This is a genomic window from Microtetraspora sp. NBRC 16547, from assembly GCF_030268965.1.
Lineage (GTDB): Bacteria > Actinomycetota > Actinomycetes > Streptosporangiales > Streptosporangiaceae > Microtetraspora.
This window is the reverse complement of the sequence record NZ_BSSE01000050.1, coordinates 1-24616: the sequence shown is the minus strand read 5'-3', so window position 1 is coordinate 24616 and position 24616 is coordinate 1. Positions and strand designations below refer to the sequence as shown.

Below are 24616 nucleotides of genomic sequence, written 5' to 3'. Positions count from 1 at the left end.
GCACTGGGGACGGTGTGGGAGAGTAGGACGCCGCCGGACAATTTTTGTGAGGGAGGGTCACCCGTTTTTGGGGTGGCCCTTTCTCTGTTTTCTGGGGTTGTTTTCTTTGTTTGTGGGGGTTCCGGGTTTCGGGGCCCTCTTTTTTGTTGGTGGTTGTTTCTGGTTCGGGGTTGGTGGGTGTTGCGGGGCGGGTTTTCTCGGGTTGCGGGGTAGGGGTTTTCCGGGTTGGCTTGGGTGCTTTCCGGGGTTTGGTTGTCGGCTGTTGGTTGTTTGGTGGTGCCTGTGGGTGCGTGTGGACGCGTGTGGCTGGTGTCCGTAGGCGCTGCGGCGGGGGGTTGTTCCGACCGGCCGTGATAGCGGGTCTCTGGTGAGCCGCTGTTCGCGGCGTTCGCGGGCGCGGTGGTTGCTGGCACGGTCTTACGCCGGCCTCCACAACCCCCCGCCTCCGCGCCCCGCTCTCCCGCCGCACTCCCTGACTCAGGAGTTGTCTCCCTTGCGAGGTCGCGTGAGGCAAATCAACCTCTACTGCGCACGAGCAGCATTTGTCAGACACTCCCTAGCCCAGCGTCCTACCGTGCCTGGCCGGCTCCTCTACCGCACCATGCCCTAACCCGGGGCCTCGGCTGCGCCTGGCTACGTCTCCCGGTTCTTCGCACCCGTGTCGGTGTCCTCGAGGACCCGGTGACGGGGTTCTGCCCACTGCGTGCTCGCGCCGTACTGGTCGGCCAAGCTGGGACGCGACACTCTCCTCGCGGCGCAGCTCACGCCGCGCTCCGGCACAATGCGCACCACCGTCAGGGGTGACCGCGCCGTACTCGTCGGCCAGGCCGTCACCATCTGGTCCGGCGACCTGCACGTATTGAACTACATCGAGATCGAGCTGCATCGCTTACGGGACGGCCCCCGAGAGCACGCCCCCAACGGCCTCACGCTGACCCCACGCTTCGCCAGTCGGTGCGGCCGGAGAACAGAGCACGGCTTCACGTGCCTTCACGTCCCTGCCAGGGGGGCGGCGGGAGAGTGGGGCGCGGAGGCGGGGGGTTGTGGAGGCCGGCGTAAGACCGTGCCAGCAACCACCGCGCCCGCGAACGCCGCGAACAGCGGCTCACCAGAGACCCGCTATCACGGCCGGCCGGAACAACCCCCCGTCGTAGCGCCTACGGACACCAGCCAGTTCGTAGCGCCTACGGACACCAGCCAGTTCGTAGCGCCTACGGACACCAGCCAGGTCATGGGGACTACGGATGCCAGCCAGGTCATGGGGACTACGGATGCCAGCCAAGTCGTGGTGTCGAGGGCATCCGCCAGGTCGTATCGCCTATGTGGATGCAAGCCAGGTCATGGGGACTACGGACATCAGCCAACACGACACGCCGTCGAAGGTGTCCAAGCCCTCCGCGCTCTGTGGCCAAGGAGGCATGGCAGCCGAACCAGGAACGTGGTCAGCGCGACGACGTGCGTGGTCAGCTTGAGACGAGGCGGTAGCCGACGCCGCGGACAGTCTGGATCATTCTGTCGTCCATGTCGCCCAGCCTGGCCCGTAGCCGCTTCACGTGAACGGCGATGGTGTTCGTGGACATGGAGTCGGCCGAATGCCAGACGTTTCGCATGATCTGGTCGCGGGTCACCGTGCGGTCGGCGTTGCGCATCAGGTAGTGCAGGAGCTCGAACTCCCGGAGGGGAAGATGCACGATCTTCCCGCTCACTTTGACCTGGTATGCCGTGACGTCGAGTTCGACGTTCCCGATCGTCAGCACGGTCCGGCCGATTTCCTGGCGGCGGAAGGCGGCCTGGACGAGGGGGAGGAGTTCGGGAACGCGGTACGGCCGCGCCACGCAGGCCGTCGCTCCCGCGGCGAGAGCGCGGACGGCCTGCTCGGCATCGCTGCCGAAGTCGATGCCGAGCAGAACCGGTACGGCACGCGCGAGCCGTACGGCACGGACGAAGTCGAGCGGGCCGATGATGGGAAGGGAGGCGCTGATCAGGACGGCGTCGGGCTGGAGGGCGCCCGCCTGGAGCAGCGCTTGGGCGCCGTCGTGCACGCCGGTCACTTCGACGCCTTCGGGTTCCAGTGCGGCCGCGAGTTGCCGGATCAGATCGCTGTCCGGATCGGCCACCAGGAGTATGGGCGCCGACCGAGTGTCCCCCACCACTGCGGGTACCGTCACCCGGGTCCCTCCACTTCCTTCCGCTTCCGTTTTACCCATAGCCGACCGATAGCCGGCCCGGTTCCGTTCAGCGTCCGTGTAGGTCCCGGATCAGCCGAATCGGCCGGTGATGTAGTCCTCGGTCGCCTTCTGGCCGGGGTTGGTGAAGATCCTCGACGTCTCGTCCATCTCGATGAGCTTGCCGGGCTGGCCCTGGCCCGCCAGGTTGAAGAACGCGGTCTTGTCGCTGACGCGTGCGGCCTGCTGCATGTTGTGCGTGACGATCACGATCGTGTAGTCCCGCTTCAGCGACGAGATGAGGTCTTCGATCGCGAGCGTGGAGATCGGGTCGAGGGCCGAGCAGGGCTCGTCCATGAGCAGGACCTCGGGGCGTACGGCGATCGCCCGGGCGATGCACAGGCGCTGCTGCTGTCCGCCGGAGAGGCCGGAGCCGGGCTTCTGCAGGCGGTCCTTGACCTCGTTCCAGAGGTTGGCCCCCTTGAGGGAGCTCTCCACGATGCCGTCCAGCTCAGACTTGGAGAACCGTCCGTTGAGCCGGAGGCCCGCGGCGACGTTGTCGTAGATCGACATCGTCGGGAACGGGTTGGGCCGCTGGAACACCATGCCGATGGTCCGGCGGACGGACACCGGGTCGACGCCGGGGCCGTAGAGGTCCTGGTCCTCCAGGCGGACCTTGCCCTCGACGCGGGCGCCGGGGATGACCTCGTGCATGCGGTTGAGCGTCCGCAGGAAGGTGGACTTGCCGCACCCGGAGGGCCCGATGAACGCCGTCACCGCGCGCGGCTCGATGGTCATCGTGATGCCCTCGATGGCCTTGTGTGCTCCGTAGTAGGCGTCGAGTCCGGCGACCTCGATCTGCTTGGCCATGTCCTAAGACCCTCTCTTCGCGGGCGAGCGCCACCACGCGATGAGGCGCGCCACCAGGTTGAGCAGCATGACGATCAGGATGAGGGTGAGCGCTCCGGTCCACGCGCGGTCGATCGCGGTGTCGGTCGGCCGTCCCGCCTGGTCGAAGACGTACAGGGGAAGGCCCATCTGCGGCCCGTTGAACGGGTCGTTGTTGATGGAGTCGGTGAAGAAGACGGTGAGCAGCAGCGGGGCCGTCTCGCCGGCGACGCGGGCGACGGCGAGCATCACGCCGGTCACGATGCCGGTGAACGCGGTGGGCAGCACGACCTTGACGATGGTGCGCCACTTCGGCACGCCCAGCGCGTACGAGGCCTCGCGGAGGTCGTTCGGCACGAGGCGGAGCATCTCCTCGGCCGACCTGACGACCACGGGCATCATCAGGATCGACAGTGCCATGGCGCCGGCGAAGCCGGAGAACGGCATGCCGAGGGCGAGGATCCAGAACGCCAGCACGAAGAGGCCGGAAACGACTGATGGGACGCCGGTCATGACGTCCACGAAGAAGCTGATCGACCGGGCGAGCCGGCCGCCGCTGCCGTACTCCACCAGGTAGACGGCAGTGAGTAGGCCGATCGGCACCGCGATGAGCGAGGCCAGGCTGACCTGTTCCAGGGTTCCGATGATCGCGTGGTACGCGCCGCCTCCGGCGTCCCTGGCTCCGATGTTGCGCATCGAGTGGGTGAGGAACTCAAGGTCGAAGCGGTGCATGCCGTTCTTGATGACGAGCCACAGCACCGACACCAGTGGGATGACCGCGATGGCGAAGGCGAGGTAGACCAGCACGTGAACGATGCGGTCCTTCACCCGGCGGCTGGTCGAGATGGGCTGGATGCCCGTTTGCACAGTGGTCATGCCCTCGTGAATTCCTTCCGGCGGGCGATGACGAGGCGGGCGCCCATGTTCACCACCAGCGTGATCAGAAAGAGGACGAGGCCGGACGCGATGAGCGCGCCGCGGCCGGTGTCGGTCGCCTCGCCGAAGCCGTTGGCGATGTTGGCGGCGATGCTGTTGCCGTTCGGGCCGAGGATCTGGAACGAGATCCCGAAGGTCGCGGGGAGGATGAGCGCGACGGCGATCGTCTCGCCCATGGCCCGTCCGAGGCCGAGCATCGCGGCGCTGATCACGCCGGGGCGGCCGAACGGGAGCACCGCCATCCTGATCATCTCCCAGCGGGTGGCCCCGAGGGCGAGCGCGGCCTCCTCCTGCATCTTCGGCGCCTGGAGGAACACCTCGCGCGAGATCGCGGCGATGATCGGCAGGATCATGATCGCCAGCACGATCGATGCGGTCAGCATGGACTTGCCGACCACCTGGTCGCCGCCGAACAGCGGGATCCAGCCGAAGTACGTGTTGAGGAACTCCGACGGCCCGCGCATGAACGGCACCAGGAAGACGACGCCCCACAGGCCGTAGACGACGCTGGGAACCGCGGCCAGCAGGTCGATGACGTAACCGAGGATGGCGGCCAGGCGGCGCGGCGCGTAGTGGGAGATGAACAGCGCCACGCCGATGGCGACCGGCATGGCGATGACCAGCGCCAGGAAGGAGCTCAGTACGGTTCCGAACGCGAGCGCGCCGATGCCGAACACCGGCTCCACCGCGTTGGGGTTCCAGGTCTTCTCGGTCAGGAAGTGCGAGGTGTTGGCCTGGAGGGCGGGGACCGCCCTGACGATGAGGAAGACCCCGATCGCCGCCATGATCCCCAGAAGGACGATGCCCGCACCGGTCGAGGCGAAGCGGAACGGGACGTCGCCGCGGCTGCGCCGGAAGGCGGACCGGCGCATGGCCGGTCCGCCTTCACGTGTACGTGGTGTCGTGACCATATGGGTTAAGAGATCGCCTCGACGGCGGTGCGGACCTTGCCCAGCAGGGTGGACGGCAGCGGCGCGTAGCCGAGGCCGGTGATCGCCTGCTGGCCCTCGTCGCTGGCGGTGTAGTTCAGGAAGGACTTGACGAGCTTGGCCTCCTCGGCGGGCAGGCCCTGCTCGCAGGTGATCTCGTACGTCACCAGGACGATCGGGTAGGCGCCCGCGGCCTTGGTGGCGTAGTCGATCGACAGCTTCAGGTCGTTGCCGGTGCCGGTGACTTCGGCGGCCTCGACGGTCTTGCCCGCGCTCTCCGGGGTGAGTTCGACGAACTCGCCGGAGCCGTTGGCGACCTTGGCCTTCTGCAGCTGGGAGTTCTCCGCGTACGACAGCTCGACGTAGCTGATCGCGCCCTCGGTGGTCTTCACCGAGGAGGCGATGCCGTCGCTGCCCTTGGAGCCCTGACCCTTGGCCTCGGCCGGCCACGCCTTCGCGGGCTCGTACGGCCAGTCAGCGGTCGACTTGAGGAACTTGGTGAAGTTGTCGCTGGTGCCCGACTCGTCCGAGCGGTGGAACGCCTGGATCGCGGTCGAGGGAAGCTTGGCGTCCGGGTTGTCAGCCTTGATGGCCGGGTCGTCCCACTTGGTGATCGTGCTGTTGAAGATGCCGCCGATCGTCTTGGGCGAGAGCTGCAGCCCGTCGACGCCCGGAAGGTTGTAAACGACAGCGACCGGGCCGATGACCATCGGAAGGTTGATCGCCTTGCCGGTCTTGCAACGGGCGTCGGCCTGCTCGGGCTCGCCCTTGTCGTCCTTCAACGCCGAGTCGGAGCCCGCGAAGGCCACGGTGCCCTGGATGAACGACTGGATACCCGCACCCGAGCCGCTGGGCTGGTAGTTGATGCTCACACCGGAGTTCGCGGACTGGAACGCCTTCTTCCACTCCTCGATCGCGTTCGCCTGGGCCGAGGAGCCGGCCGCGTTGATGGTTCCGGACAGCTCGCCAGCTGCGGCGGGGGAGCTGCCGGAGGTGGCGCCGCTGCCAGCGTCGGTGTTGTTATCGGTGCCGCACGCAGCGAGCGAAAGCACGCCGGCGATGGCGGCCGCGGCGAGCCGGCCTGCATACTTCACGGTTGTGTCCTCCCATTTGGTCTTTCAACAGGTAGGACAGTAGAGAGTCAAGGTGACTTAATCCCCTGTTAAAGGTGAACGGGCAGTGAACGACCACAGTCGCTCTTGTGCCGGTTCCCGCGGGGACGCGATGAGCTGGGACCATGAGCACATGAAGCGCATCTGCCTGGTCTGCATGGGCAACATCTGCCGCTCGCCGATGGCGGAGTTCGTGCTCCGTCGCACGCTGAAGGAGCACGGTCTCGACATCGAGGTCGACAGCGCGGGCACCGGGGGCTGGCATGTCGGGGAGCCCATGGACGAGCGGGCACTGGCGACGCTGGCCGACGGCGGGTACGACGGTTCGACCCACCGCGCGCGGCAGTTCGACCCCGCCTGGTTCGCCGAGCGCGACCTCGTCCTGGTCATGGACGCCGAGAACCTGCGTGCCGTACGGCGGCTCGCCCCGCCGGAGGCGGATGTGCGGCTGTTCCGCTCCTTCGATCCGTCGTCACCGCCGGAAGCCGAGGTGCCCGATCCCTACTACGGGGGCCGCTCGGGTTTCGTCGACGTTCTCGCGATGGTCGAGGCCGCCTCCGAAGGGCTGGCGAGGTACCTTGCGGATCACTAGAGACCTGGGCTCCAGCCACGCGTGGACGCTGCACGAGGGCGAGCTCGACGGCCGCAGGGTCTTCGTCAAGCGCGGCGCTGACTTCACCTCGGAGGCGGCCGGGCTGCGCTGGCTGGCCGAGCCCGGGGCGGTGGCCGTGCCCGAGGTGATCCGGGCCGACGACGACATGCTGGTCCTGGAATGGATCGAGCCCGCGAACGCGACCGCGGGCGCGGCCGAGCGCTTCGGGCGCGAGCTGGCGGCGCTGCACGGAGCCGGCGCGCCGGACTTCGGCGCGCCGTGGCCGGGACACATCGCCGAGCTGCCCATGGACAACACGCCCGCGCCGGACTGGCCGTCCTTCTACGTCGAGCGCCGCGTCCTCCCGTTCGTACGGCTCGCGCGGGACGGCGGGGCGCTGCGGGCCGGTGACGTGCAGCTGATCGAGGAGGCGTGCGCGCTCATCCCGCAGGTCTCCGGACCGGCCGAGCCGCCGAGCCGGATCCACGGTGACCTCTGGAGCGGCAACGTGCTCTGGACCGCGGAGCGGGCCGTCCTCATCGATCCGGCCGCGCACGGCGGGCATCGGGAGACGGACCTCGCCATGCTGGCCCTCTTCGGCGCCCCGCATCTGAACACGATCCTCGCGGCCTACCGCGAGGCGGCGCCGCTCGCCGACGGCCGGCGCGAGCGGGTGCCGCTGCACCAACTGCACCCGCTGCTCGTCCATGTCTGTCTGTACGGCGAGGCGTACCGCGGCAGCCTCATGTCGGCCGTGTCGCAGACCCTCGCACTGTGACGCCCGGCCCGGGCGGCGGGGAGCCGCCGCAACGCCGACCCGCGCCGACCCGCGCCGACACACCGTGGTGACGCCGAGGGATGGATCAGTCCCGGGTCAGCTGCTTGAGCACCTCACTGTGCAGCAGGCCGTTGCTGCAGACCAGGCTGCCGCCGTCGAGTGGGGCGGTGCCGTCCACGGCGGTGCAGGTGCCGCCGGCCTCCTCCACGATCACGGTGAGCGCGGCCATGTCCCAGGGCGACAGCTCGGGCTCGGCGGAGATGTCGACCGCGCCCTCGGCGACCAGCATGTGTGACCAGAAGTCGCCGTAGGCCCGGGTGCGCCACACGCCGCGCATGAGGTCGAGCATGTTGTCGAGCCGGCCCTGCTCCTCCCAGCCGCTCAGGCTGGAGTACGACAGGGAGGCGTCGGCGATGCGGCCCACACCGGAGACCTCGCAGCGGGTGGCCTTGGTCAGGCTGCGGCCGGTCCACGCTCCGCCGCCCTTGGCGGCCCACCAGCGGCGGCCCAGCGCCGGCGCGGAGACGACCCCGACGACGACCTTGCCCTCCTCCATCAGCGCGATGAGGGTGGCCCAGACGGGGACGCCGCGCACGTAGTTCTTGGTGCCGTCGATGGGGTCGATCACCCACGAGCGCATGCCGTAACCGGTCTTGCCGAACTCCTCGCCCACGATGGCGTCGCGGGGGCGGGCGCGGCGCAGCGCGCCGCGGATGGATTCCTCGACCGCGCGGTCCGCGTCGCTGACCGGTGAGAGGTCGGGTTTGGTGTCGACCTTCAGGTCGACCGCCCTGAAGCGGCGCATCGTGATGTCGTCCGCGGCGTCGGCCATCACGTGTGCGAGACGCAGATCGTCGCTGTAGTCGCTCACAGGGGCCAACGCTATCGCGCCAAAGGTCGATCACATCAGATCAGGTATCGCTGCAAATTGTACTAGCGAGTAACATTTCGCTATGGATATCGGTGCCTTGATGCTCGACAGCGTGCCCTTCGCCCGGATGCTCGGGGTCTCCTTCGACTCGATCGGGTCGGGAACGGCCGCCGCCCGCCTGCCCGACCGGGATGACCTGCACAATCACGTCGGTGGTCCGCACGCGGGCGCCCTGTTCTCGCTGGCGGAGTCGGCCTCCGGGGCGGCCATGCTCTCGACCTTCGGCGACCAGCTCTCCCGGGCCGTCCCTCTCGCCACCTCGGCCGAGATCCGCTATTCCAAGCTGGCCAAGGGAGAGGTGACCGCCACCGCGACGCTGCGGGCCGATCGCGCCGAGGTGCTGGCCCAGTTGGACGAGGGCAAGCGCCCTGAGTTCGAGGTCGCGGTGGACATCAGGAACGCCGAAGACGTGGTCGTCGCCGAAATGACGGTCTCCTGGACCCTGCGCCCCAACCGCTGACCTGGCAGCCGGCCGATCCGACCACCGACCTGACCACCGGCCTGACCACCGGCCTGACCACCGGCCGTTCCGATCGTCGAGTGCCCACGACCGCTGAGCTCCCCGCCGACCAGGTGTCACGTACCTCCGCGTGACCTACTCGTCGCCGCCCTCGCGGCTGATGAGCAGCCGACGCAGGGATTCCAGTCGGGCGGGGTCGGCGTGCCCCTCGACCACGAACCGGTCGAGGGCGCACCCGTCGCCGAGATGCGGGCAGCCCTTGGGGCACTCGACGGTCGCCTCGTTGAGATCGGGGAAGGACGCGAGCACGGTCTCCACGTGCACGTGCGCCAGGCCGAAGCTGCGCACCCCGGGCGTGTCGATGATCCAGCCGCCCTCGGGCAGCTCCAGCGCCACCGCCGACGTCGACGTGTGCCGGCCGCGGCCGGTGACCACGTTGACGTGGGAGACCGCGCGGTCGGCCGTGGGGACGAGCACGTTGACGAGCGTCGACTTGCCGACCCCCGAATGGCCGACGAGCACGCTGATCCGGTCCTTCAGATGACCGCGCAGCCCGTCCAGCGGCCCGCCCTTGCTCACCACGATGTACGGCACGCCGAGGGGCTCGTAGAGCGCGACCAACTCGTCGGCGGACGCGAGGTCCGCCTTGGTGAGGCAGAGCAGCGGGTCGATGTCGGCGTCGAAGGCCGCGACCAGCAATCGGTCGATCATCCGCGGCCGCGGGGGAGGGTCGGCCAGCGCGGTGACGATGACGAGCTGGTCGGCGTTGGCCACGACCGGACGCTCGACGTCATCGGTGTCGTCGGCGCTGCGGCGGAGCATCGAGCGCCGCTCCTCCACCCGCACGACCCGGGCGAGGGTGTCCGGCCGGCCGCTCACGTCGCCCACCAGGGCGACGCGGTCGCCGACCACGATGCCCTTGCGCCCCAGCTCGCGCGCCTTCATCGCGACGACGATGTCGGATCCCACCAGGCAGGTGTAGCGGCCGCGATCGACGGCCACGACGAAGCCCTCCACGGCCTTCTCGTGGGCAGGGCGAATCCGGGTCCTGGGCCGGGAGCCCTTGCCCGGCCGGATCCTGACGTCGTCCTCGTCGTAGTGCCGCTTTCTCAGCCTGTCCGTCCTTCTCCTGCTCCCGCGCGCCCGGCGCGGGAACGGCCGTCGCCCGTCACGGTGTGCCGGTCGCGTCCGTCGCGTTTGTCGTGTCTGCGGTGTCGGGGGTTGTGCCGGAGGTGCCGGCCAGCATGTCCGCCCACATGCCGGCGAAGTCCGGGAGGGTCTTGGACGTGGTCGCGATGTTCTCCACCTCGACCCCGGGCACCGCCAGGCCGATCACCGCGCCGGCCGTGGCCATCCGGTGGTCCTCGTAGCTGTGGAAGATCCCGCCCGACAGCGGCACCGGCCGGATCTCCAGGCCGTCGTCGGTCTCGCGGGCGTCGCCGCCGAGCCGGTTGATCTCGGTGGCGAGGGCGGCGATCCGATCGGTCTCGTGCCCGCGGATGTGCGCCACGCCGCTGATCCGCGACGGGCCGTCCGCCAGGGTCGCGAGCGCGGCGATCGTGGGGGTCAGCTCGCTGACCTCGTGCAGGTCGGCCTCGATGCCCCGCACCCGGCCGGTGCCCGCCACCCGCAGCCCGTGCGGCGTGCGGGTCACGCTCGCGCCCATCTCGGTGAGCAGGTGGCGGAGCTGGTCGCCGCCCTGCGTGGTCTCCTCCGGCCAGTCCGGCACGGTCACCGCGCCGCCCGTGATGAGCGCGGCGGCGAGGAAGGGAGCGGCGTTCGACAGGTCGGGCTCCACGACGACGTCACGCGCGGCGATGGGACCGGGCTCGACCCGCCACACGTCCCGCTCGGAGTCGTCGACCTCGACACCGGCCTGGCGGAGCAGGTGCACCGTCATCGCGATGTGCGGCATGGAGGGGACCGGCGGCCCGCTGTGCCGTACGGTGACGCCCTTCTCGAACCGCGGCGCGGCCAGCAGCAGGCCGGAGACCATCTGCGACGAGATCGAGGCGTCCAGCACGACCTCGCCGCCCGTGATCGGGCCGCGTACGGTGAACGGCAGGGCGTCGGCGGACACGGTGGCGCCGAGGGCGCGCAGCGCGCCCAGGATCGGCCCCATCGGCCGCTTGCGCGCGTGCGGGTCGCCGTCGAAGAAGACCTCGCCGTCCGCGAGCGCCGCCACCGGCGGCACGAAACGCATCACGGTGCCGGCGAGACCGACGTCGATCGACGCGCCGCCCCTGATGGGACCGGGCGTGATCGCCCAGTCGACGCTCGACACGCTCTCGTTCGACGCGGTCATCTCCGCGCCGAGAGACCGCAGCGCCGCGACCATGAGGTCGGCGTCCCTGCTGCGCAGCGCGAGCCGCACGGAACCGGGGGCCTCGGCGAGAGCGGCCAGGAGCAGCACCCGGTTCGTCACGGACTTCGACCCGGGCAGGCGAACGGTCGCGTGGATCGGCCCGGTCGCTACGGGAGCGGGCCACAGGGGCTGGGTCGGCATGCACGAAAGCCTACCGGCAGGTCCAGCCCCCGTTGGGGGCCGCGCGGGGCCCTGGGTGATGGCAGGGTGGGGAGTATGTGCGGAAGGTACGCGTCCACGCGCAAGCGGCACGAGCTCATGGAGGAGTTCGAGGTCGAGCTCGACACCGGTGAGGAACTGGGCCCCGACTACAACGTCGCGCCCACCAAGAAGGTCTACGCGGTCATGAGCCGCGTGCCGAAGACCGAGGGCGCGGAGCAGCCGGTGCGCCAGCTCAGGGTGATCCGGTGGGGATTCGTGCCGAGCTGGGCCAAGGATCCGTCGATCGGCTCCAGGATGATCAACGCCAGGATGGAGACCGTGGCGGAGAAGCCCGCCTTCCGTAAGGCGTTCGCCTCGCGCCGCTGCCTGCTTCCCGCCGACGGCTTCTACGAGTGGATGGCGGCGCCCGAGGGGGCCAAGCCCGCGAAGCAGCCGTACTTCATCCACCCCGAGGACGGCGGCGTCATGGCCATGGCGGGGCTGTACGAGTTCTGGAAGGACCCCTCGCGCGCCGACGACGATCCGCTCAAGTGGCTGTGCACCTGCACGGTGATCACGACCGACGCCGAGGACGGGGTCGGCCACATCCACGAGCGCATGCCGATGATGATCGAGCGGGAGAGGTGGGCCGAGTGGCTGGACCCCCGCGTGAGCGACGCGGGCCGGCTGCTTGTCCCGGCTCTCGCCGGACGGCTGGCGGCGTACCCCGTCTCGACCGCGGTCAACAACGTCCGCAACAACGGTCCCGACCTCATAGAGCCGCTGAAGGAGGACGGCGACCACGTCGTGCTCTTCTGAACGCGGAGTGTAAAGGGCGCACCAAGCGGGCATCCGGTGAGAAAAGGGAGGCCGGGGGCTCCTTTCTCCTCGAATCGCCCCATGCTCCCGGAGGTGCGGATCCGTGGACCCCGCGACCGCGCGCATGCGCCTGGAATCCCTGCTCGACGAGCTCGACCGCTCCATCGGCGTGCTGAAGGAGCCGGACTCGTACGACGCCGACCGCGCCCAAGCGGTGATCGACGTCGCGTACGAGCACCGCGTCGCCGTACTGGCCGCGCTGCGGCGGCTGGACGACGGCGCGTACGGCAGGTGCGTCGACTGCGGCGACCTCGTGCCGGAGGGCAGGCTGGAGGTCCGCCCGGAGGCCGCCCGCTGCGTGCAGTGCCAGTCGAAGCGCGAGCGCCGACGCTGAGCCGCGCGAAGCGGTCGCGCGGCGGACGACCGCCGGAAGACGCGGAAGGCGGTCGAAGACGCGGGGTCAGCCCTTCTTGCGGGCGCTCGCCACGAGATGGATGCCGACCGTGTCCTCCTCGTCCGGCCGGGTCGCCAGCTCCGTGCGGACCAGGCGGGCGAGCGAGTGGCCACCCGTGCTGAGCACGTGGTCGACCGTGGACGGCGACAGCACCGTGCGTGGGCGCACCCACTCGACCTCCAGCCCGGCGGCTGTCAGCAGCTCGCGCAGCTGGACGCTGGTGAAGCAGCGGGTGATGCTGCCGTCGGGCCAGGGAACGAGCATGACCTCGCCCGTCTGGCACAGATGCGCCCAGTAGTTCTGCTCGGCGAGGATCGCCATGCCGAGGACCAGCGAGTCGACGCACACCAGCGCCCTCCCGCCCGGCTTCAGCACGCGGGCCACGTCCTGGATCACCGATTCGGCCATGATCTCGACCGAGAGGGCGCGTTCCTCCGCGATCACCGCGTCCACGCACGCGTCGGGGAGAAAGTCGAGATCGTCGGCACGGACCTTCTGAACGCGGTCGGACGCGTCGCGGAGCCACGGCTCGGAGAGCCGCCGGAAGTCCATGACCTGGATGACCCGGTGTCCCGCCCGTGCCACCTGAGCCGTCCAGCGGCCGCGGCCGCCGGACAGGTCGAGCAGCAGGGAGGGACGCTCGGGCAGCCACTGCCGGAGCTGTTCCGCGACGACCGCGTGATAGAAGGTCCAGTACGGCCCGAGGGCTCCCGAGCCATTGAGTTCGTTGGCCGGAATGGGCAGCACGAGCGGCTCCTGGACTATGGCTATCTCAGAGATCTGCATGAGATAGCGGAAACTCGGTTTCCGGGCTACCAGCCGGTACGTAGGTCCTTCCCCAAAGAGAGGTGTTCGTACCGCGAAAACGTACCGGGAACAGACTCTACGCCCGCCCTGTTGCAGTTGGGCATGAACGCGTTGCTCGTGCCCGACGCCCAGGAGAAAGACGCCGCTACCCTGCCGGTATTCTCGGCTACGTACCGCGTACTAGAGGGGGTGGGTCCGGTCTCCAGGACAGCTGAGGAGACTCTGGAGCAGCGCAGCGAGCGGTTCGAGCGCGACGTCATGCCGTATCTCGACCAGCTGTACTCCGCCGCGCTCCGGATGACCCGAAACCCCGCGGACGCGGAGGATCTCCTGCAGGAGACCTTCGCAAAGGCCTTCGCCTCGTTCCACCAGTTCCAGGAGGGTACGAACCTCAAGGCCTGGCTCTACCGCATCCTGACCAACACCTTCATCAACAGCTATCGCAAGAAGCAGCGAGAGCCCAAGCAGGCCGGCACCGAGGAGATCGAGGACTGGCAGCTCGCCCGCGCGGAGTCGCACACCTCGACGGGGTTGAAGTCGGCCGAGGTCGAGGCGCTGGAGCACCTCCCCGACAGCGACGTGAAGGACGCGCTCGCCGCGCTTCCCGAGGATTTCCGCATCGCGGTGTACCTTGCCGACGTCGAAGGTTTCCCGTACAAGGAGATCGCCGACATCATGGGGACCCCTATCGGGACTGTGATGTCGCGGTTGCATCGCGGCCGGAGACAACTGCGAACGCAGCTCGAGGACTACGCGCGCGCTCGCGGCCTGGTGCGGGACGAGGAGGGGCGATGAGCTGCGGCGACCACCACGACACGGACTGTGGCGAGGTCCTGGACCGGGTCTACAGCTACCTCGACGGCGAGCTGGACGACGCCAGGCGCGCCGACATCCGCCAGCACCTGGAAGAATGCGGCCCCTGCCTGGAGGAGTACGGCCTGGAGAAGGTCGTCAAGCAGCTCGTCGCCAAGCACTGCGGCTGTGACCCCGTCCCCGAGGACCTGCGCACCAAGATTCTCGCGCGTATCGCGCAGGTGCGTGCCGAGCTCGGCGAATAGGATCACCCCGTACACCTGACGAAGGGGCGGGCATGCGCGTACTGGTCACCGGCGGAGCGGGATTCATCGGGTCGAACCTGGTGGACCGCCTGCTGGCCGACGGGCACGAGGTCGCGATCGTGGACGACATGTCGTCCGGGAGCAACCGCAACCCGGAGGCCGCCCTGCACGCGATCGATGTGCGGGATCCCGCGCTCGCCGATGTCACCGAGGCGTGGCGCCCGGAGGTGATCTGCCATCTGGCGGCCCAGATCAGCGTCCGCACGAGCGTCGCCGACCCGGTGCACGACGCCCGGGTGAACGTCGAGGGCACCCTCAACGTCCTGGAGGCCGCCTGCCGCGCGGGAGCGCGCAAGGTCGTCTTCGCGTCCTCCGTCGCGGTGTACGGCAGGCCCGCCGTCATCCCCGTGCCCGGCGACGCCCCCACCGACCCGCGCTCGCCGTACGCCGCCTCGAAGCTGAGCGGCGAGGTGTACCTGTCGGCCTACAGAGCGCTCCACGGGCTGGAATACACCACGCTCGTGCTGTCCAACGTCTTCGGCCCGCGCCAGTCCCCGGAGGGCGAGGCGGGGGTGGTCGCGATCTTCACCGACGCCCTGCTGGCGGGCCGGCCCACGATCCTGTACGGCGACGGCTCGCAGACGCGGGACTACATTTTCGTCGAGGACGTCGTGGACGGTTTCGCCCGCGCCTGCGGCACCGAAGGGAACGGGCGCAGGTTCAACCTCGGCACGGGCGTGCAGACGACCGACCGGGAGCTGCACACGCTCGTCGCCGCCGCGGCCGGCGCTCCTGACAAGCCCGGTCTCGCCCCGGCCCGTCTCGGGGACCTGCCCGCCATGGCCGTCGATCCCGAGCCGGCTCGCGAGGGCCTCGGCTGGCGGCCCCGGACCGATCTCGCCACCGGCCTCAAGGCCACCGTCGCCTGGGCGCTCTCCCGCTTGTCGACGACTCGACCCTGAAGGGCCAGAGCTTGCAGCTCTTGCTCCCGTCTGGCGGACAGGCATAGGCCGCGTTGCCCGTGCCCCCTGCCGTTGTCCCTGGGGCTGCTGGGTTTGGCGGGGCGAAGCGCCGGGCAGGTTACCGACTTCCGGGCGGTTGTGGGTGATGAGCCGCGAGCGGAAGCGGTTCTCGCGTGACGGAGAGTTGACGGACGGTCACGTAAAAACCGCCGCTCGCGGACGCGCCGAACCACCGGACGAACTGGGGCGAAGCAGCACAGCGTGATTGGTTGATTACGGTTTGGCTGCGGTTCGCCGAGCTATCTGACCGGGCACCTTGGCTTCTGTAGCCTGTGGGCGAATTCGATGTGGAGGCAGCGATGTTCAACAGAATGGCCACAAAGATGCTGGCGGCGTTGTTATTCCTCGCCCCCGCGGTGGTGTTCGTGGCCGAGGCCGGCGCGACCTCCGGGATCTCCTGGACCTGAGCACGCGAGGTGGCCGCATGCGGGAAATGCCGTGGCGGGCAAAGGTCTACTTCGTCGTACTGATCGGAGCCGCCGCCGCACTGGTCGTCGACAGCGCCGTCTCTCCGGGGTGGTTCGACCAGGCCGAGCTTCCGACGCTCATCGTGCTGGCGTTGCTCTTCCTGGTGTGCGAGTCCGTGCCGACGGTGCTCAACGTGCCGCAGGCGGCGATCTCGGTGAGCTTCTCCGCCGCGCTGGCCGCCGTGGTGCTGGTCGGTCCCGAGGGGGCCGCGCTGGTCGGGCTCATGGCGGTGGTCAGCGTGCGGCCCGGCCTGCCGGTGGTGAAGCGGCTCTTCAACGGTGCCCAGTTCGTGATCTGCGGATACGCCGCGGGTGTGGCGTTCCAGCATGCCGGGGGAACCGTGGGCCTGCCCCGCGAGGACGACTTCCCCGGTGTGATCGTGCCGTACGGCGCCGCGACGGCGGCCTTCGTCCTGATCAACTTCGGGTTGACCGCGGTCATCCTCCTGCTGGCCGAGGGCGTGGGAAAGGACCAGGTGCCGCTCCGCGGCACCGTCCAGATCCTGGGGTCCTACCTCGGCTACGCGACCTTCGGGCTGCTGATCGCCGGGCTGTGGGCGACGGTGCAGTCGATCTCGGCGGTGCTGGTGCTGATCCCGCTGTTCGTGGCGCGCTGGGCCTTCGGGCACTACTACGCCCAGCAGCGCTCCTATGACGCGACGATCGCCGCGCTTTGCCAGGCGGTGGAGACCAAGGACTACTACACCCGAGGGCACTGCACGCGTGTGTCCCGGGCGTCCTCCATAATCGCCGAGGAGATCGGCATGGGCACCGAGCGGCTGCGCGCGATCCGGTACGCCGGGATGCTGCACGACGTCGGCAAGCTGGGCGTGCCCACGAAGGTCCTGCAGAAGGACGGCAAGCTGACCGAGGAGGAGTTCGCCGCGATCCAGCTGCACCCGATGCGCGGCCTGGAGATCGTACGCGGCATCGACTTCCTCGACGAGGCGTTCGCCGGGATCATGCACCACCACGAGCGCCAGGACGGCAAGGGATACCCCATGGGGCTGGCGGGGGACGAGATCCCGGAGTTCGCCCGGATCATCGCGGTGGCCGACGCGTTCGACTCGATGACGTCCGACCGGGCGTACCGCAAGGCGAAGTCGATAGAGGAGGCGGTGGCCGAGCTGCGCAGGGGCGCGGGCACCCAGTTCGATCCCGTCATGGTGAGCACGTTCATCAAGGCCCTCGACCATCACGGCTGGGAGCCGCCGCGCGCGGTGCCCGCGCCGCCCGGCGCCGTGGTGACCGCTGCGAAGGATCACGACGATCCGACCATGCCCATCCAGGTCATCTCGGAACGCTGAGGGCGAGGACTCATGACCGCCGCCAGGGCGACCCGCGGGCTCGACTCGGGCCAGTTACTGCTCATCTGCGCCGCCGGGATGCTCACGGTGGCGGGGATCTCCCATACGGCGGCGAGCGGGCTGGTCGACTCGCAGGTCGCGATCGGCTTCGGCGCGCTGATCACGGTCGGGGAGCTGGCCAGGCTGACGATGCCAGGCAACCGTGAGGTGGCGCCCATCTCCACCGCCGCGGCGATCGGATACGCGCTCCTGCTCGACGTGGGCGGCCAGCCCGCCCGCCAGTCCGCGCTCCAGGTCGTCGCCGTCATGTCGGTGGGGATGATCGCGGGCGTGTTGCCGCATCTCGCCGTGGGCCGCCCGCCGCGGTTCGACGCGATCGCGAGGAGGCTGCTCGCCGGCTCGCTGCTCGCCTTCGCTTACCGGCCGCTGACCGAGCTTCTCGATTCGATCGCCGTCGACGGCAACTGGTGGCCGGCGCTCGGCGTGATGGCGGCCCTCGTCGTGCTGATGCTGACGGCCGACGTCGTGATCGCGGCGATGCTCCGGGCCGAGCAGGTCAGGACCGCCTTCGGCGTCGCCGTACGCGACGAGCTGCGGATGGCCGCGCCGCTGGGCGCGGCGGTGGCCGCGTCGGGGACGCTGCTCGCGCTCGCCGCGCACAGCATGAACATGACGGCGCTGCTGGTGTTCGCCGCGCCGCTGCTCGTCACCCAGGTGGCGTTCCGCAAGTACGCCGGCATCCGGGCGACCTACCTGCAGACGGTCCGGGCGCTGAGCCGGGTGACCGAGGTCGGGGGATACGTCGAGCCTGGCCATTCCCGCCGGGTCAGCACGCTGTCGGTCGCCGTCGGCAGGGAGCTCGACATGTCGGAGCCCCAGTTGCTGGAGCTGGAGTACGCCGCCCTCATGCACGACATCGGGCAGCTCTCCCTGAGCGACCCGATCCCGGGCGGCGCCACGGTGCTCACCGATCCGGCGCAGGCGAAGCGGATCGCCGAGCTGGGCGCGGAGGTGATCATGAAGACCGGCGTGCTGCACGGCGTCGCCGAGATCGTCCGCCGCCAGTGCGACACCGTCGACCACGCGCCGCCGATGGCCAGCCGGGTCATCAAGGCGGCCAACGCGTACGACGACCTGGTGGGGGGATCGGCGGACAGGGACCGGGCCGCCGCGGCGCTGGAGCGGCTGAGGATCGGCGTCGGGACGGAGTACGACCCCGCCGTGGTCGAGGCGATGGCCCGGGTGGTGGGCCGGGTCGCGATGGTAAACCGCTTGTAGCAGAGGTCGCACCGGCTCGCCGTGGATCCGGTGCGATGGCGGCTGTGTTTGTGCCGACCCTACAGATTCGCAGGTCGCGATCAGTTGGAATCAAGCGCAGGGGACCAGTGAGGGACCCCCGTAGGGTTGGCTGCGTGCTCGAGTCAGTTCTTGTCGCCAACCGCGGAGAAATCGCCAGGCGGATCATCCGCACGGTCAGGCGGATGGGGCTGCGGGCGATCGCGGTCTATTCGGAGGCCGACGCGGACCTTCCGTTCGTCCGTGAGGCGGACGAGGCTGTCCTGCTCGGCCCGGCGAGTCCCGCGCAGAGCTATCTGGACGTGGAGAAGGTGCTCGACGCCGCGCGCAAGTCCGGCGCCGCGGCGGTGCATCCGGGATACGGCTTCTTCTCCGAGAACGCCGACTTCGCCCGTGCCGTCATCGACGCGGGCCTGGTCTGGATCGGTCCGGCTCCCGAGGCGATCGTCCAGATGGGCGACAAGATCAACGCCAGGAACCTGATGGAGAAGGCGGGCGTCCCCGTCGCCGCGGGCACCCGCGAGCCGGTGACCGACCTGGCCGACGCCGTACGCGCGGCCGGAGAGATCGGCTACCCCGTGATGGTGAAGACCGCGGGGGGCGGCGGCGGCATCGGTATGGGTGTCGCCTACGACGAGGAGTCCCTGGCCAAGGCGTTCGAGCAGGCGTCCAGGGCGGCCGCGCGGTTCGGGGGCGATGCGGCGATCCTGCTGGAGCGCTACATCGAGCGGGCCCGCCATGTCGAGGTGCAGATCCTCGGCCTGGCCGACGGCACGGTCGTCGCGCTGGGCGAGCGGGACTGCTCGGTCCAGCGGCGGCACCAGAAGGTCGTCGAGGAGAGCCCGTCTCCCGGCATCACCGCCGAGCTGCGCGAGCGCATGCTTGCGGCGGCCGTGCGCGCGGGAGAGGCGGTCGGTTACCGCGGCGCGGGCACCGTCGAGTGCCTGGTCGACGCGGACAAGCAGGACTTCGTGTTCCTGGAGATGAACACCCGGCTCCAGGTCGAGCATCCCGTCACCGAGCTGGTGACCGGGATGGATCTGGTGGAGCACCAGATCCGCATCGCGGCCGGCGAGGTCTACCCCGTCGAGGCCGTGTCGCGTGGGCACGCGATCGAGTTCCGGGTGTACGCCGAGGATCCCAAGCGGTTCTTCCCCGGACCTGGGAAGATCACCGTGTGGGAGGAGCCGTCCGGCGACGGCGTACGTGTCGATTCCGGATATGCCGCGGAAAATGCCGTCACGCCGTTCTACGATCCGCTGATGGCCAAGCTCTGCGTCCACGGTGCCACCCGCGCCGAGGCGCTGGAGCGCGCCCGTACGGCCGTCGCGGCGTTCCGCGTCGAGGGGCCGAAGAACAACCTGCCCTTCTGCGCGGAGCTGCTGGATCACCCGGAGTTCGCGAGCGGGGACTATGACACCGGACTGGTGTCGCGCATGCGGTCGTGACGTCGGTCTGATCGAATTGGAAGCCGGTCCCGGCGGGTTCGCCGGATCGGTGAGTGGATCGTCGATTGAAGAGGAGTCGTGGTGGCGGAAGTACGCGCCGAGATGGTGGCGAACGTCTGGAAGATCGTCGTCGGTGAGGGTGACACCGTGGATGAGGGCGACACGCTCGTCATCCTGGAGTCGATGAAGATGGAGATCCCGGTCATCGCCGAGGACGCGGGCATCGTGGCGCAGCTCAAGGTCGCCGAGGGTGACGTCGTCCAGGAGGGCGACCTGATCGCGGTCATCGAGTAGGCCCGCGGGTCAGAGCGACGCGAGAAACCGTTCCCGGTCGACGACGACCCGCTCGATCCTTCCGGCGGCGACCAGCTTTCCGGTCTTGTCGACGGCGGTGATGGCGAACAGGAGCCGCCTGCCGTCCACATCGGTCAGCTCGGCGGAGATCTCGACGTGCATGCCGACGGGGCTGGGCGCGCGGTGCTCCAGCTCGATCCGCGTCCCCACCGAGGTCTGGCCCGGCTCCAGATATCGCTGCACCGCCTTGACGGTGGCCCCCTCGGCGAACGAGAGCAGCCGTGGCGTGCCCAGGACGGGCACGTCTCCACTGCCCACCCTGATCGCGGTGTCCTCGCGTTCCACCATGATGAGGACGTTGGCACGCAGGCCAGGAGCTAGCGTCATGCATTCCAGCCTAGTAGTCCTGTGCTCGGAGGCAGCGAACGTGTTCTGCGACCACTGTGGTGGGCCGTACGGTGAAAGTGATCACTCGGTCTGCGTCGCCGCCCGTACGATGGAGCCGCCGCGCTACTGCTCGCAGTGCCGCAGGCGCATGGTGGTACAGGTGAACCCGCACGGGTGGTCCGCCCGTTGTGCTGAGCATGGGATCACCCATGCGTAGGCTCTTGTCCGACGTGCAGGCTTTCGTGATCTCGGCGTGACCTCCCCGAGACGCGAATCTGCTTAGTTGGACAATTCCGGGGAACATGAGGGGGTAGTGGGCACATGGTGGCCCAGGGGATGACGCTGGCGGGGCGCTACCGCTTGGACGCCCGGATCGGCGCCGGTGGCATGGGCGAGGTATGGCGTGGTGAGGACATGGTTCTCGCCCGCACCGTCGCCGTCAAGGTGCTGCTCCCCGGCAGGCTCGACGACCCCGGCTTCGCCGTCCGCTTCCAGGGCGAGGCCCGCGCGATGGCGACCGTCAACCACCCCGGCGTCGTCGATGTCTACGACTACGGCGTGGCGGACGTCCCGGGAGACGGGCCGACCGCGTACCTCGTGATGAAGTTCGTGGACGGCGAGCCGCTCGACCGGCTGCTGACTCGCATCGGCCGGATCGGCCCCGAGCCGGCGATGGAGCTCATCGCCCAGGCCGCCGCCGCCCTGCAGGCCGTGCACGAGCGCGGCATCGTCCACCGGGACGTCAAGCCGGGCAACCTCCTCGTCCGTCCGGACGGCACGCTCGTGCTCACGGACTTCGGCGTCGCCCGGGCCGACTCGGCGAGCCGCCTCACTGACGCGGGGATGGTCCTCGGCACCGCCGCGTACTGCGCGCCCGAGCAGGCCGAGGGCGCGCCCGTCACGCCCGCCGTGGACGTCTACGCCCTCGGCGTGGTGGCGTACGAGTGCCTCGCGGGACGGCGACCCTTCGACGGCGAGTCCCCGGTGGCCATCGCGCTCAAGCACATCCGCGAGGAGCCGCCGCCGCTGCCGCCGGACGTGCCGCCGGCCGTGCGCATGGTGGTGGAGCGGGCGCTGCTCAAAGACCCCGCCCGGCGCTGGCCGGACGCCGCCACGATGAGCGAGGCGGCCCGCCGGTCGGTGCTCCCCTCCGCGCGGCCACCCGCCCATCCGCAATACCAGCAGCCCGCCGACCCCGGTACGGCTCTCGCCGGGCTCGACCTCGACGGCCCGGCCGCCGGCGGATACTCGCCCGCCACGGGCGGATACGGCCCCGCTACCGGTGGATACGGTCTCGCCACGGGCGGGTACGCGTCGCCGGACCATCCGATGCAGGCGGACCGGGCGTACTCCGGCGCCGTGGAGGAGTGGGAGGACAGGCCGGCGGTCCCGGGGACGGCGACCGCGGCCACCTCGCCCGGGCCGAGAGGGTCGCGCCGGAGGAAGAGCCGCAAGGCCCCGATCGCCGCCGCGGCGGCCGGGATCGCCGTCTTCGCCGGGCTCGCCGCCCTTGGCATCAACGCCCTGGCCGCGTCCGGCGACGACAACCAGGTGGGTACTCTCCCGACCGCGCCTGCGGACGTGACCACGCCGCTGCCGTCGCCCATCCCATCGGCGACTAAGAGGAAGTTCCAGAGGGGTCCGACGCCGACGGTCGTGCCGACGCAGGCCCCGGCCCCCACCAGGACGCCGAGCTCCTCGCCGTCCCCGTCGGCGTCGGCGACGGTGTCGCCGAGCGCATCTCCCAGCCCGACCAAGGACGACGTGCCCATGAAGAAGGTGCCGTCGGTCATCGGCCACACCGAGGAGAACGCGATCGCGAAGGTCAGCGCTCTCGGGTTCAAGGCCAGAGGGAAGTACGCCGGAGGAACGGGGGAGTGCGCGAAGGTCACCGCCCAGGATCCGAAGGCCGGGGAGCGGGCCCCCGAGGGTGCCACCCTCACGCTCTACCTGACCAGGCACGCCTGCGCGTCGCCCAGCCCGAGCGCGTCGCCCAGCGCGTCGCCCTCGGCCTCTCCGGACCCCAGCCCTTCCCCGAACTAGTGCAGCGCCGCAAAGATCCTTAAGGGGTTCGAGTGGTTACGGTATGTGATCATCATGCTGTTCTCTTCATGAATGCGGCGTGGGCCTGTTCCTGATCACGTCGGGTGAGGTAGCGGACGTGGTCGGCGCGGGCGTCATAGCGCCACCGGTACGGCTCGGCGCTGGCGTTGTGCCGGATGGTGAACGTGTCGATCTGCTGCATCAGGTCCTCCCGGGAGGTGAACTCACCACGGCGCAGCAGGCGGCGGGTCAGCACCGAGAACCACATCTCGATGATGTTGAGCCAACTGGCGTGCTTGGGCGTGTAGGAGACCATGAACCGAGGGTGGGCGGCCAGCCATGCGCGGGTGGCCTTGGAGGTGTGGCTGGCCCCGTTGTCCAGGACGAGATGGATGTCCAGGTTCGGATCGATCATCTGATCGAGCATGATGAGGAAGGCGATGAACGCCGCAGAAGTGTTGCGGTCGATCCGCTCGGCCAGGACCTGCCCGGAGCGGACGTCCATCGCGGCGAGGATGGAGACCGTGCCGTGGCGGATGTATTCGAACTCCCGCCGGGCGGCCTGGCCGGGGCGGGCGGAGATCTCCGGGTGTTTGCGGGATTTAGCCTGAATACCGGTCTTCTCGTCCACGCTGAGGAGCACTGCACCCTCGGGCGGGTTGAGGTACAGATCGCAGATGGCGCCGGCCAGTTGCCAAAACTGCTCGTCATCGAGCCGGTTGAGCCAGCCTCGGACCTTGTGCGGGCGCAGGTCGGCCTCGGCCAGGATCCGCCCGACCTGGGAGACGGAGATTCCGGTGTCGGCCACGTGCGCCGCGATCGTCGTGTGGGACCAGGCCGCCTGGCCCTCGGGCGGGGTGCTGGTCGCGCAGGCGATCACCCGCAACCGCACCTCGGGGCCGTAGAGTTCGGGGCGACCCGGCCGGGGCAGGTCGACCAGGCCCTTGATGCCGCCGGCGGCGAACCGGTCGCGCCATTTACGGACGGTCGTCTCGGTCGTGGACAAGCGTTCGGCGACCGCGGCCACCGGCAGGTGCTCGTCGGCGATCAGCACGATGATCCGGGCGCGCAAGACCAGCATCTGCGGACTGGAAGGCCTATTGATGATCTTGTTGAGGCGTTTCCTGCGGCGGTGGCCGACCTTGATGACCACGTGGCTGACCGGTCTGGCCATGAACTCCGTCCCTGCGGCGATCGGATTAATGATCACCCGAGAGTGCCCGGACAGGGTGTCACAGCGGGACCAACACGCCGGTATCAGCCACAATCGACACCATGCCGGTACCGTCTAAGCAGGTCAAAGCTCTCGTTGAAGAGGACGTCGATTCGCACGCCTTCAAGCACTGGCCGCAACTGGGCGAGGTGACGGTCCGCTGGCGCGGTTCCTTCGGCTACCTGACCGGCCATTATGACGATGACGAAGGCGACGAGGGCTTCCCGCTGGCCCGGATCGAATATCTCGGCGATGCCGACGCCTGGGCATTCGCGATCTACCGAGCCGGCAGTGACGACTACGAGGACTCGTTTCTGCCGAGCGGGAGCCGTATCGGTACGCCGAGCGAGGCGCTGGAGTGCGCCTGCCGCGTCCATCTCGCAGATTCAAGTGATCACGTAGTGTGATCACTTGAACCCCTCAGGGATCTTTGCGGCGCTGCACTAGTAGTACTTTGTTATGTTACGAAGTGTTATGGGGTGTGTACATTTGGTGGCATACGTGGCAAACGCCGGTCCAGGTGGCGAGTAAAGCCTGGAGTTCGCCGAGAACCTCATACAAGGTCAGGCCGGCGCAGGGGCTTTTGGGTCTAGCCGCAGTTCGGTACAGAATGCCTGCGCTACCGCGGCCAGGGTGACGTGGCGGTGCCAGCCGAAGAAGCTCCGCCCCTCAAAGTGCTTGAGACCAAGGCCGGTGTTGAGCTC

At 69.2% G+C, this 24616-nt stretch carries 26 protein-coding genes and 1 pseudogene; 15 read left to right on the top strand and 12 right to left on the bottom strand.

Annotation, left to right across the window (positions count from 1 at the left end; all coding sequences use genetic code 11):
- Nucleotides 1-1463: 1463 nt before the first annotated feature.
- From QSK17_RS34840 to pstS, 5 genes are all read right to left on the bottom strand, one after another.
- Complete coding sequence (locus QSK17_RS34840; RefSeq protein ID WP_285710764.1) at nucleotides 1464-2168, bottom strand: response regulator transcription factor; 705 nt, start codon at nucleotides 2166-2168, stop codon at nucleotides 1464-1466.
- 90 nt (nucleotides 2169-2258) lie between these two features.
- The gene (gene pstB, locus QSK17_RS34835; protein WP_285710761.1) at nucleotides 2259-3035 is read right to left on the bottom strand and encodes a phosphate ABC transporter ATP-binding protein PstB; all 777 of its coding nucleotides are present in this window, start codon (nucleotides 3033-3035) and stop codon (nucleotides 2259-2261) included.
- Between the two features lie 3 nt (nucleotides 3036-3038).
- Nucleotides 3039-3929 carry a phosphate ABC transporter permease PstA gene (gene pstA, locus QSK17_RS34830; RefSeq protein ID WP_285710758.1) on the bottom strand — a complete coding sequence of 297 codons (891 nt, stop codon included), beginning with the start codon at nucleotides 3927-3929 and terminating at the stop codon, nucleotides 3039-3041.
- A complete protein-coding gene (pstC, locus tag QSK17_RS34825; RefSeq protein ID WP_285710754.1) occupies nucleotides 3926-4861 on the bottom strand; it encodes a phosphate ABC transporter permease subunit PstC in 936 nt (311 codons plus the stop codon). Before pstC ends, pstA begins: the two co-directional genes overlap by 4 nt.
- A 44-nt stretch (nucleotides 4862-4905) precedes the next feature.
- Nucleotides 4906-6012 (bottom strand): phosphate ABC transporter substrate-binding protein PstS, encoded by a 1107-nt coding sequence (gene pstS / locus QSK17_RS34820; protein WP_285710752.1) that lies wholly within the window; start codon nucleotides 6010-6012, stop codon nucleotides 4906-4908.
- 151 nt (nucleotides 6013-6163) lie between these two features.
- Between pstS and QSK17_RS34815 the strand changes: the two genes are divergently transcribed.
- Nucleotides 6164-6622, top strand: a complete 459-nt coding sequence (locus QSK17_RS34815; RefSeq protein ID WP_285710750.1) for a low molecular weight protein-tyrosine-phosphatase — start codon at nucleotides 6164-6166, stop codon at nucleotides 6620-6622.
- Complete coding sequence (locus QSK17_RS34810; protein WP_285710749.1) at nucleotides 6609-7400, top strand: fructosamine kinase family protein; 792 nt, start codon at nucleotides 6609-6611, stop codon at nucleotides 7398-7400. Before QSK17_RS34815 ends, QSK17_RS34810 begins: the two co-directional genes overlap by 14 nt.
- Nucleotides 7401-7485: 85 nt before the next feature.
- On the opposite strand, the gene hisN is transcribed toward QSK17_RS34810, so the two are convergent.
- Nucleotides 7486-8232 carry a histidinol-phosphatase gene (gene hisN, locus QSK17_RS34805; protein WP_502889346.1) on the bottom strand — a complete coding sequence of 249 codons (747 nt, stop codon included), beginning with the start codon at nucleotides 8230-8232 and terminating at the stop codon, nucleotides 7486-7488.
- Between the two features lie 121 nt (nucleotides 8233-8353).
- On the opposite strand from hisN, the gene QSK17_RS34800 reads away from it, so the two are divergent.
- Nucleotides 8354-8791: a DUF4442 domain-containing protein gene (locus QSK17_RS34800; protein ID WP_285710747.1), complete on the top strand. Its 438-nt coding sequence runs from the start codon at nucleotides 8354-8356 to the stop codon at nucleotides 8789-8791.
- A gap of 135 nt (nucleotides 8792-8926) precedes the next feature.
- Here QSK17_RS34800 and rsgA read toward each other — a convergent pair whose 3' ends face one another.
- Both rsgA and aroA read right to left on the bottom strand, forming a co-directional pair.
- Nucleotides 8927-9868 carry a ribosome small subunit-dependent GTPase A gene (gene rsgA / locus QSK17_RS34795; RefSeq protein WP_285710768.1) on the bottom strand — a complete coding sequence of 314 codons (942 nt, stop codon included), beginning with the start codon at nucleotides 9866-9868 and terminating at the stop codon, nucleotides 8927-8929.
- 91 nt (nucleotides 9869-9959) lie between these two features.
- The gene (aroA, locus tag QSK17_RS34790) at nucleotides 9960-11297 is read right to left on the bottom strand and encodes a 3-phosphoshikimate 1-carboxyvinyltransferase (protein ID WP_285710745.1); all 1338 of its coding nucleotides are present in this window, start codon (nucleotides 11295-11297) and stop codon (nucleotides 9960-9962) included.
- Between the two features lie 75 nt (nucleotides 11298-11372).
- On the opposite strand from aroA, the gene QSK17_RS34785 reads away from it, so the two are divergent.
- Complete coding sequence (locus QSK17_RS34785) at nucleotides 11373-12116, top strand: SOS response-associated peptidase (protein ID WP_285710743.1); 744 nt, start codon at nucleotides 11373-11375, stop codon at nucleotides 12114-12116.
- A gap of 103 nt (nucleotides 12117-12219) precedes the next feature.
- Complete coding sequence (locus tag QSK17_RS34780) at nucleotides 12220-12510, top strand: TraR/DksA family transcriptional regulator (protein ID WP_285710742.1); 291 nt, start codon at nucleotides 12220-12222, stop codon at nucleotides 12508-12510.
- A 66-nt stretch (nucleotides 12511-12576) separates the two neighbouring features.
- On the opposite strand, the gene QSK17_RS34775 is transcribed toward QSK17_RS34780, so the two are convergent.
- Nucleotides 12577-13317: a class I SAM-dependent methyltransferase gene (locus QSK17_RS34775; protein ID WP_285710741.1), complete on the bottom strand. Its 741-nt coding sequence runs from the start codon at nucleotides 13315-13317 to the stop codon at nucleotides 12577-12579.
- Nucleotides 13318-13566: 249 nt separating this feature from the next.
- Here QSK17_RS34775 and QSK17_RS34770 point away from each other — a divergent pair, with 249 nt between their 5' ends.
- The 7 genes from QSK17_RS34770 to QSK17_RS34740 all read left to right on the top strand — a co-directional run bounded on the left by QSK17_RS34770 (nucleotide 13567) and on the right by QSK17_RS34740 (nucleotide 20269).
- Nucleotides 13567-14172: a sigma-70 family RNA polymerase sigma factor gene (locus QSK17_RS34770; RefSeq protein WP_285710766.1), complete on the top strand. Its 606-nt coding sequence runs from the start codon at nucleotides 13567-13569 to the stop codon at nucleotides 14170-14172.
- A complete protein-coding gene (gene rsrA / locus QSK17_RS34765; protein ID WP_285710739.1) occupies nucleotides 14169-14435 on the top strand; it encodes a mycothiol system anti-sigma-R factor in 267 nt (88 codons plus the stop codon). Before QSK17_RS34770 ends, rsrA begins: the two co-directional genes overlap by 4 nt.
- Nucleotides 14436-14467: 32 nt before the next feature.
- Nucleotides 14468-15397 carry an NAD-dependent epimerase/dehydratase family protein gene (locus tag QSK17_RS34760; protein WP_285710736.1) on the top strand — a complete coding sequence of 310 codons (930 nt, stop codon included), beginning with the start codon at nucleotides 14468-14470 and terminating at the stop codon, nucleotides 15395-15397.
- 484 nt (nucleotides 15398-15881) lie between these two features.
- Nucleotides 15882-17231, top strand: coding sequence for an HD-GYP domain-containing protein (locus tag QSK17_RS34755; RefSeq protein ID WP_285710734.1), 1350 nt, complete (start codon nucleotides 15882-15884; stop codon nucleotides 17229-17231).
- A 12-nt stretch (nucleotides 17232-17243) separates the two neighbouring features.
- A complete protein-coding gene (locus QSK17_RS34750; protein WP_285710730.1) occupies nucleotides 17244-18509 on the top strand; it encodes an HD-GYP domain-containing protein in 1266 nt (421 codons plus the stop codon).
- A 134-nt stretch (nucleotides 18510-18643) separates the two neighbouring features.
- Nucleotides 18644-19975: an acetyl-CoA carboxylase biotin carboxylase subunit gene (locus tag QSK17_RS34745; RefSeq protein WP_285710727.1), complete on the top strand. Its 1332-nt coding sequence runs from the start codon at nucleotides 18644-18646 to the stop codon at nucleotides 19973-19975.
- An 81-nt stretch (nucleotides 19976-20056) separates the two neighbouring features.
- Nucleotides 20057-20269: a biotin/lipoyl-binding carrier protein gene (locus QSK17_RS34740; protein ID WP_285710725.1), complete on the top strand. Its 213-nt coding sequence runs from the start codon at nucleotides 20057-20059 to the stop codon at nucleotides 20267-20269.
- Nucleotides 20270-20278: 9 nt separating this feature from the next.
- Here QSK17_RS34740 and QSK17_RS34735 read toward each other — a convergent pair whose 3' ends face one another.
- Nucleotides 20279-20656: a thioesterase family protein gene (locus tag QSK17_RS34735; RefSeq protein ID WP_285710724.1), complete on the bottom strand. Its 378-nt coding sequence runs from the start codon at nucleotides 20654-20656 to the stop codon at nucleotides 20279-20281.
- Here QSK17_RS34735 and bsaP point away from each other — a divergent pair.
- Both bsaP and QSK17_RS34730 read left to right on the top strand, forming a co-directional pair.
- Nucleotides 20616-20873, top strand: a complete 258-nt coding sequence (bsaP, locus tag QSK17_RS36500) for a biotin synthase auxiliary protein BsaP (protein WP_502889345.1) — start codon at nucleotides 20616-20618, stop codon at nucleotides 20871-20873. The genes QSK17_RS34735 and bsaP overlap by 41 nt on opposite strands.
- 104 nt (nucleotides 20874-20977) lie before the next feature.
- The gene (locus QSK17_RS34730; RefSeq protein ID WP_285710722.1) at nucleotides 20978-22699 is read left to right on the top strand and encodes a serine/threonine protein kinase; all 1722 of its coding nucleotides are present in this window, start codon (nucleotides 20978-20980) and stop codon (nucleotides 22697-22699) included.
- Nucleotides 22700-22751: 52 nt separating this feature from the next.
- Here QSK17_RS34730 and QSK17_RS34725 read toward each other — a convergent pair whose 3' ends face one another.
- Nucleotides 22752-23873 (bottom strand): IS630 family transposase, encoded by a 1122-nt coding sequence (locus QSK17_RS34725; RefSeq protein ID WP_285710720.1) that lies wholly within the window; start codon nucleotides 23871-23873, stop codon nucleotides 22752-22754.
- 101 nt (nucleotides 23874-23974) lie between these two features.
- Here QSK17_RS34725 and QSK17_RS34720 point away from each other — a divergent pair, with 101 nt between their 5' ends.
- Entirely contained in the window at nucleotides 23975-24319 is a 345-nt protein-coding gene (locus QSK17_RS34720) for a hypothetical protein (protein ID WP_285710716.1), read from the top strand.
- Between the two features lie 156 nt (nucleotides 24320-24475).
- Here the strand turns inward: QSK17_RS34720 and QSK17_RS34715 are convergent.
- A pseudogene (locus QSK17_RS34715) lies at nucleotides 24476-24616 on the bottom strand (IS701 family transposase); the annotation flags it as partial.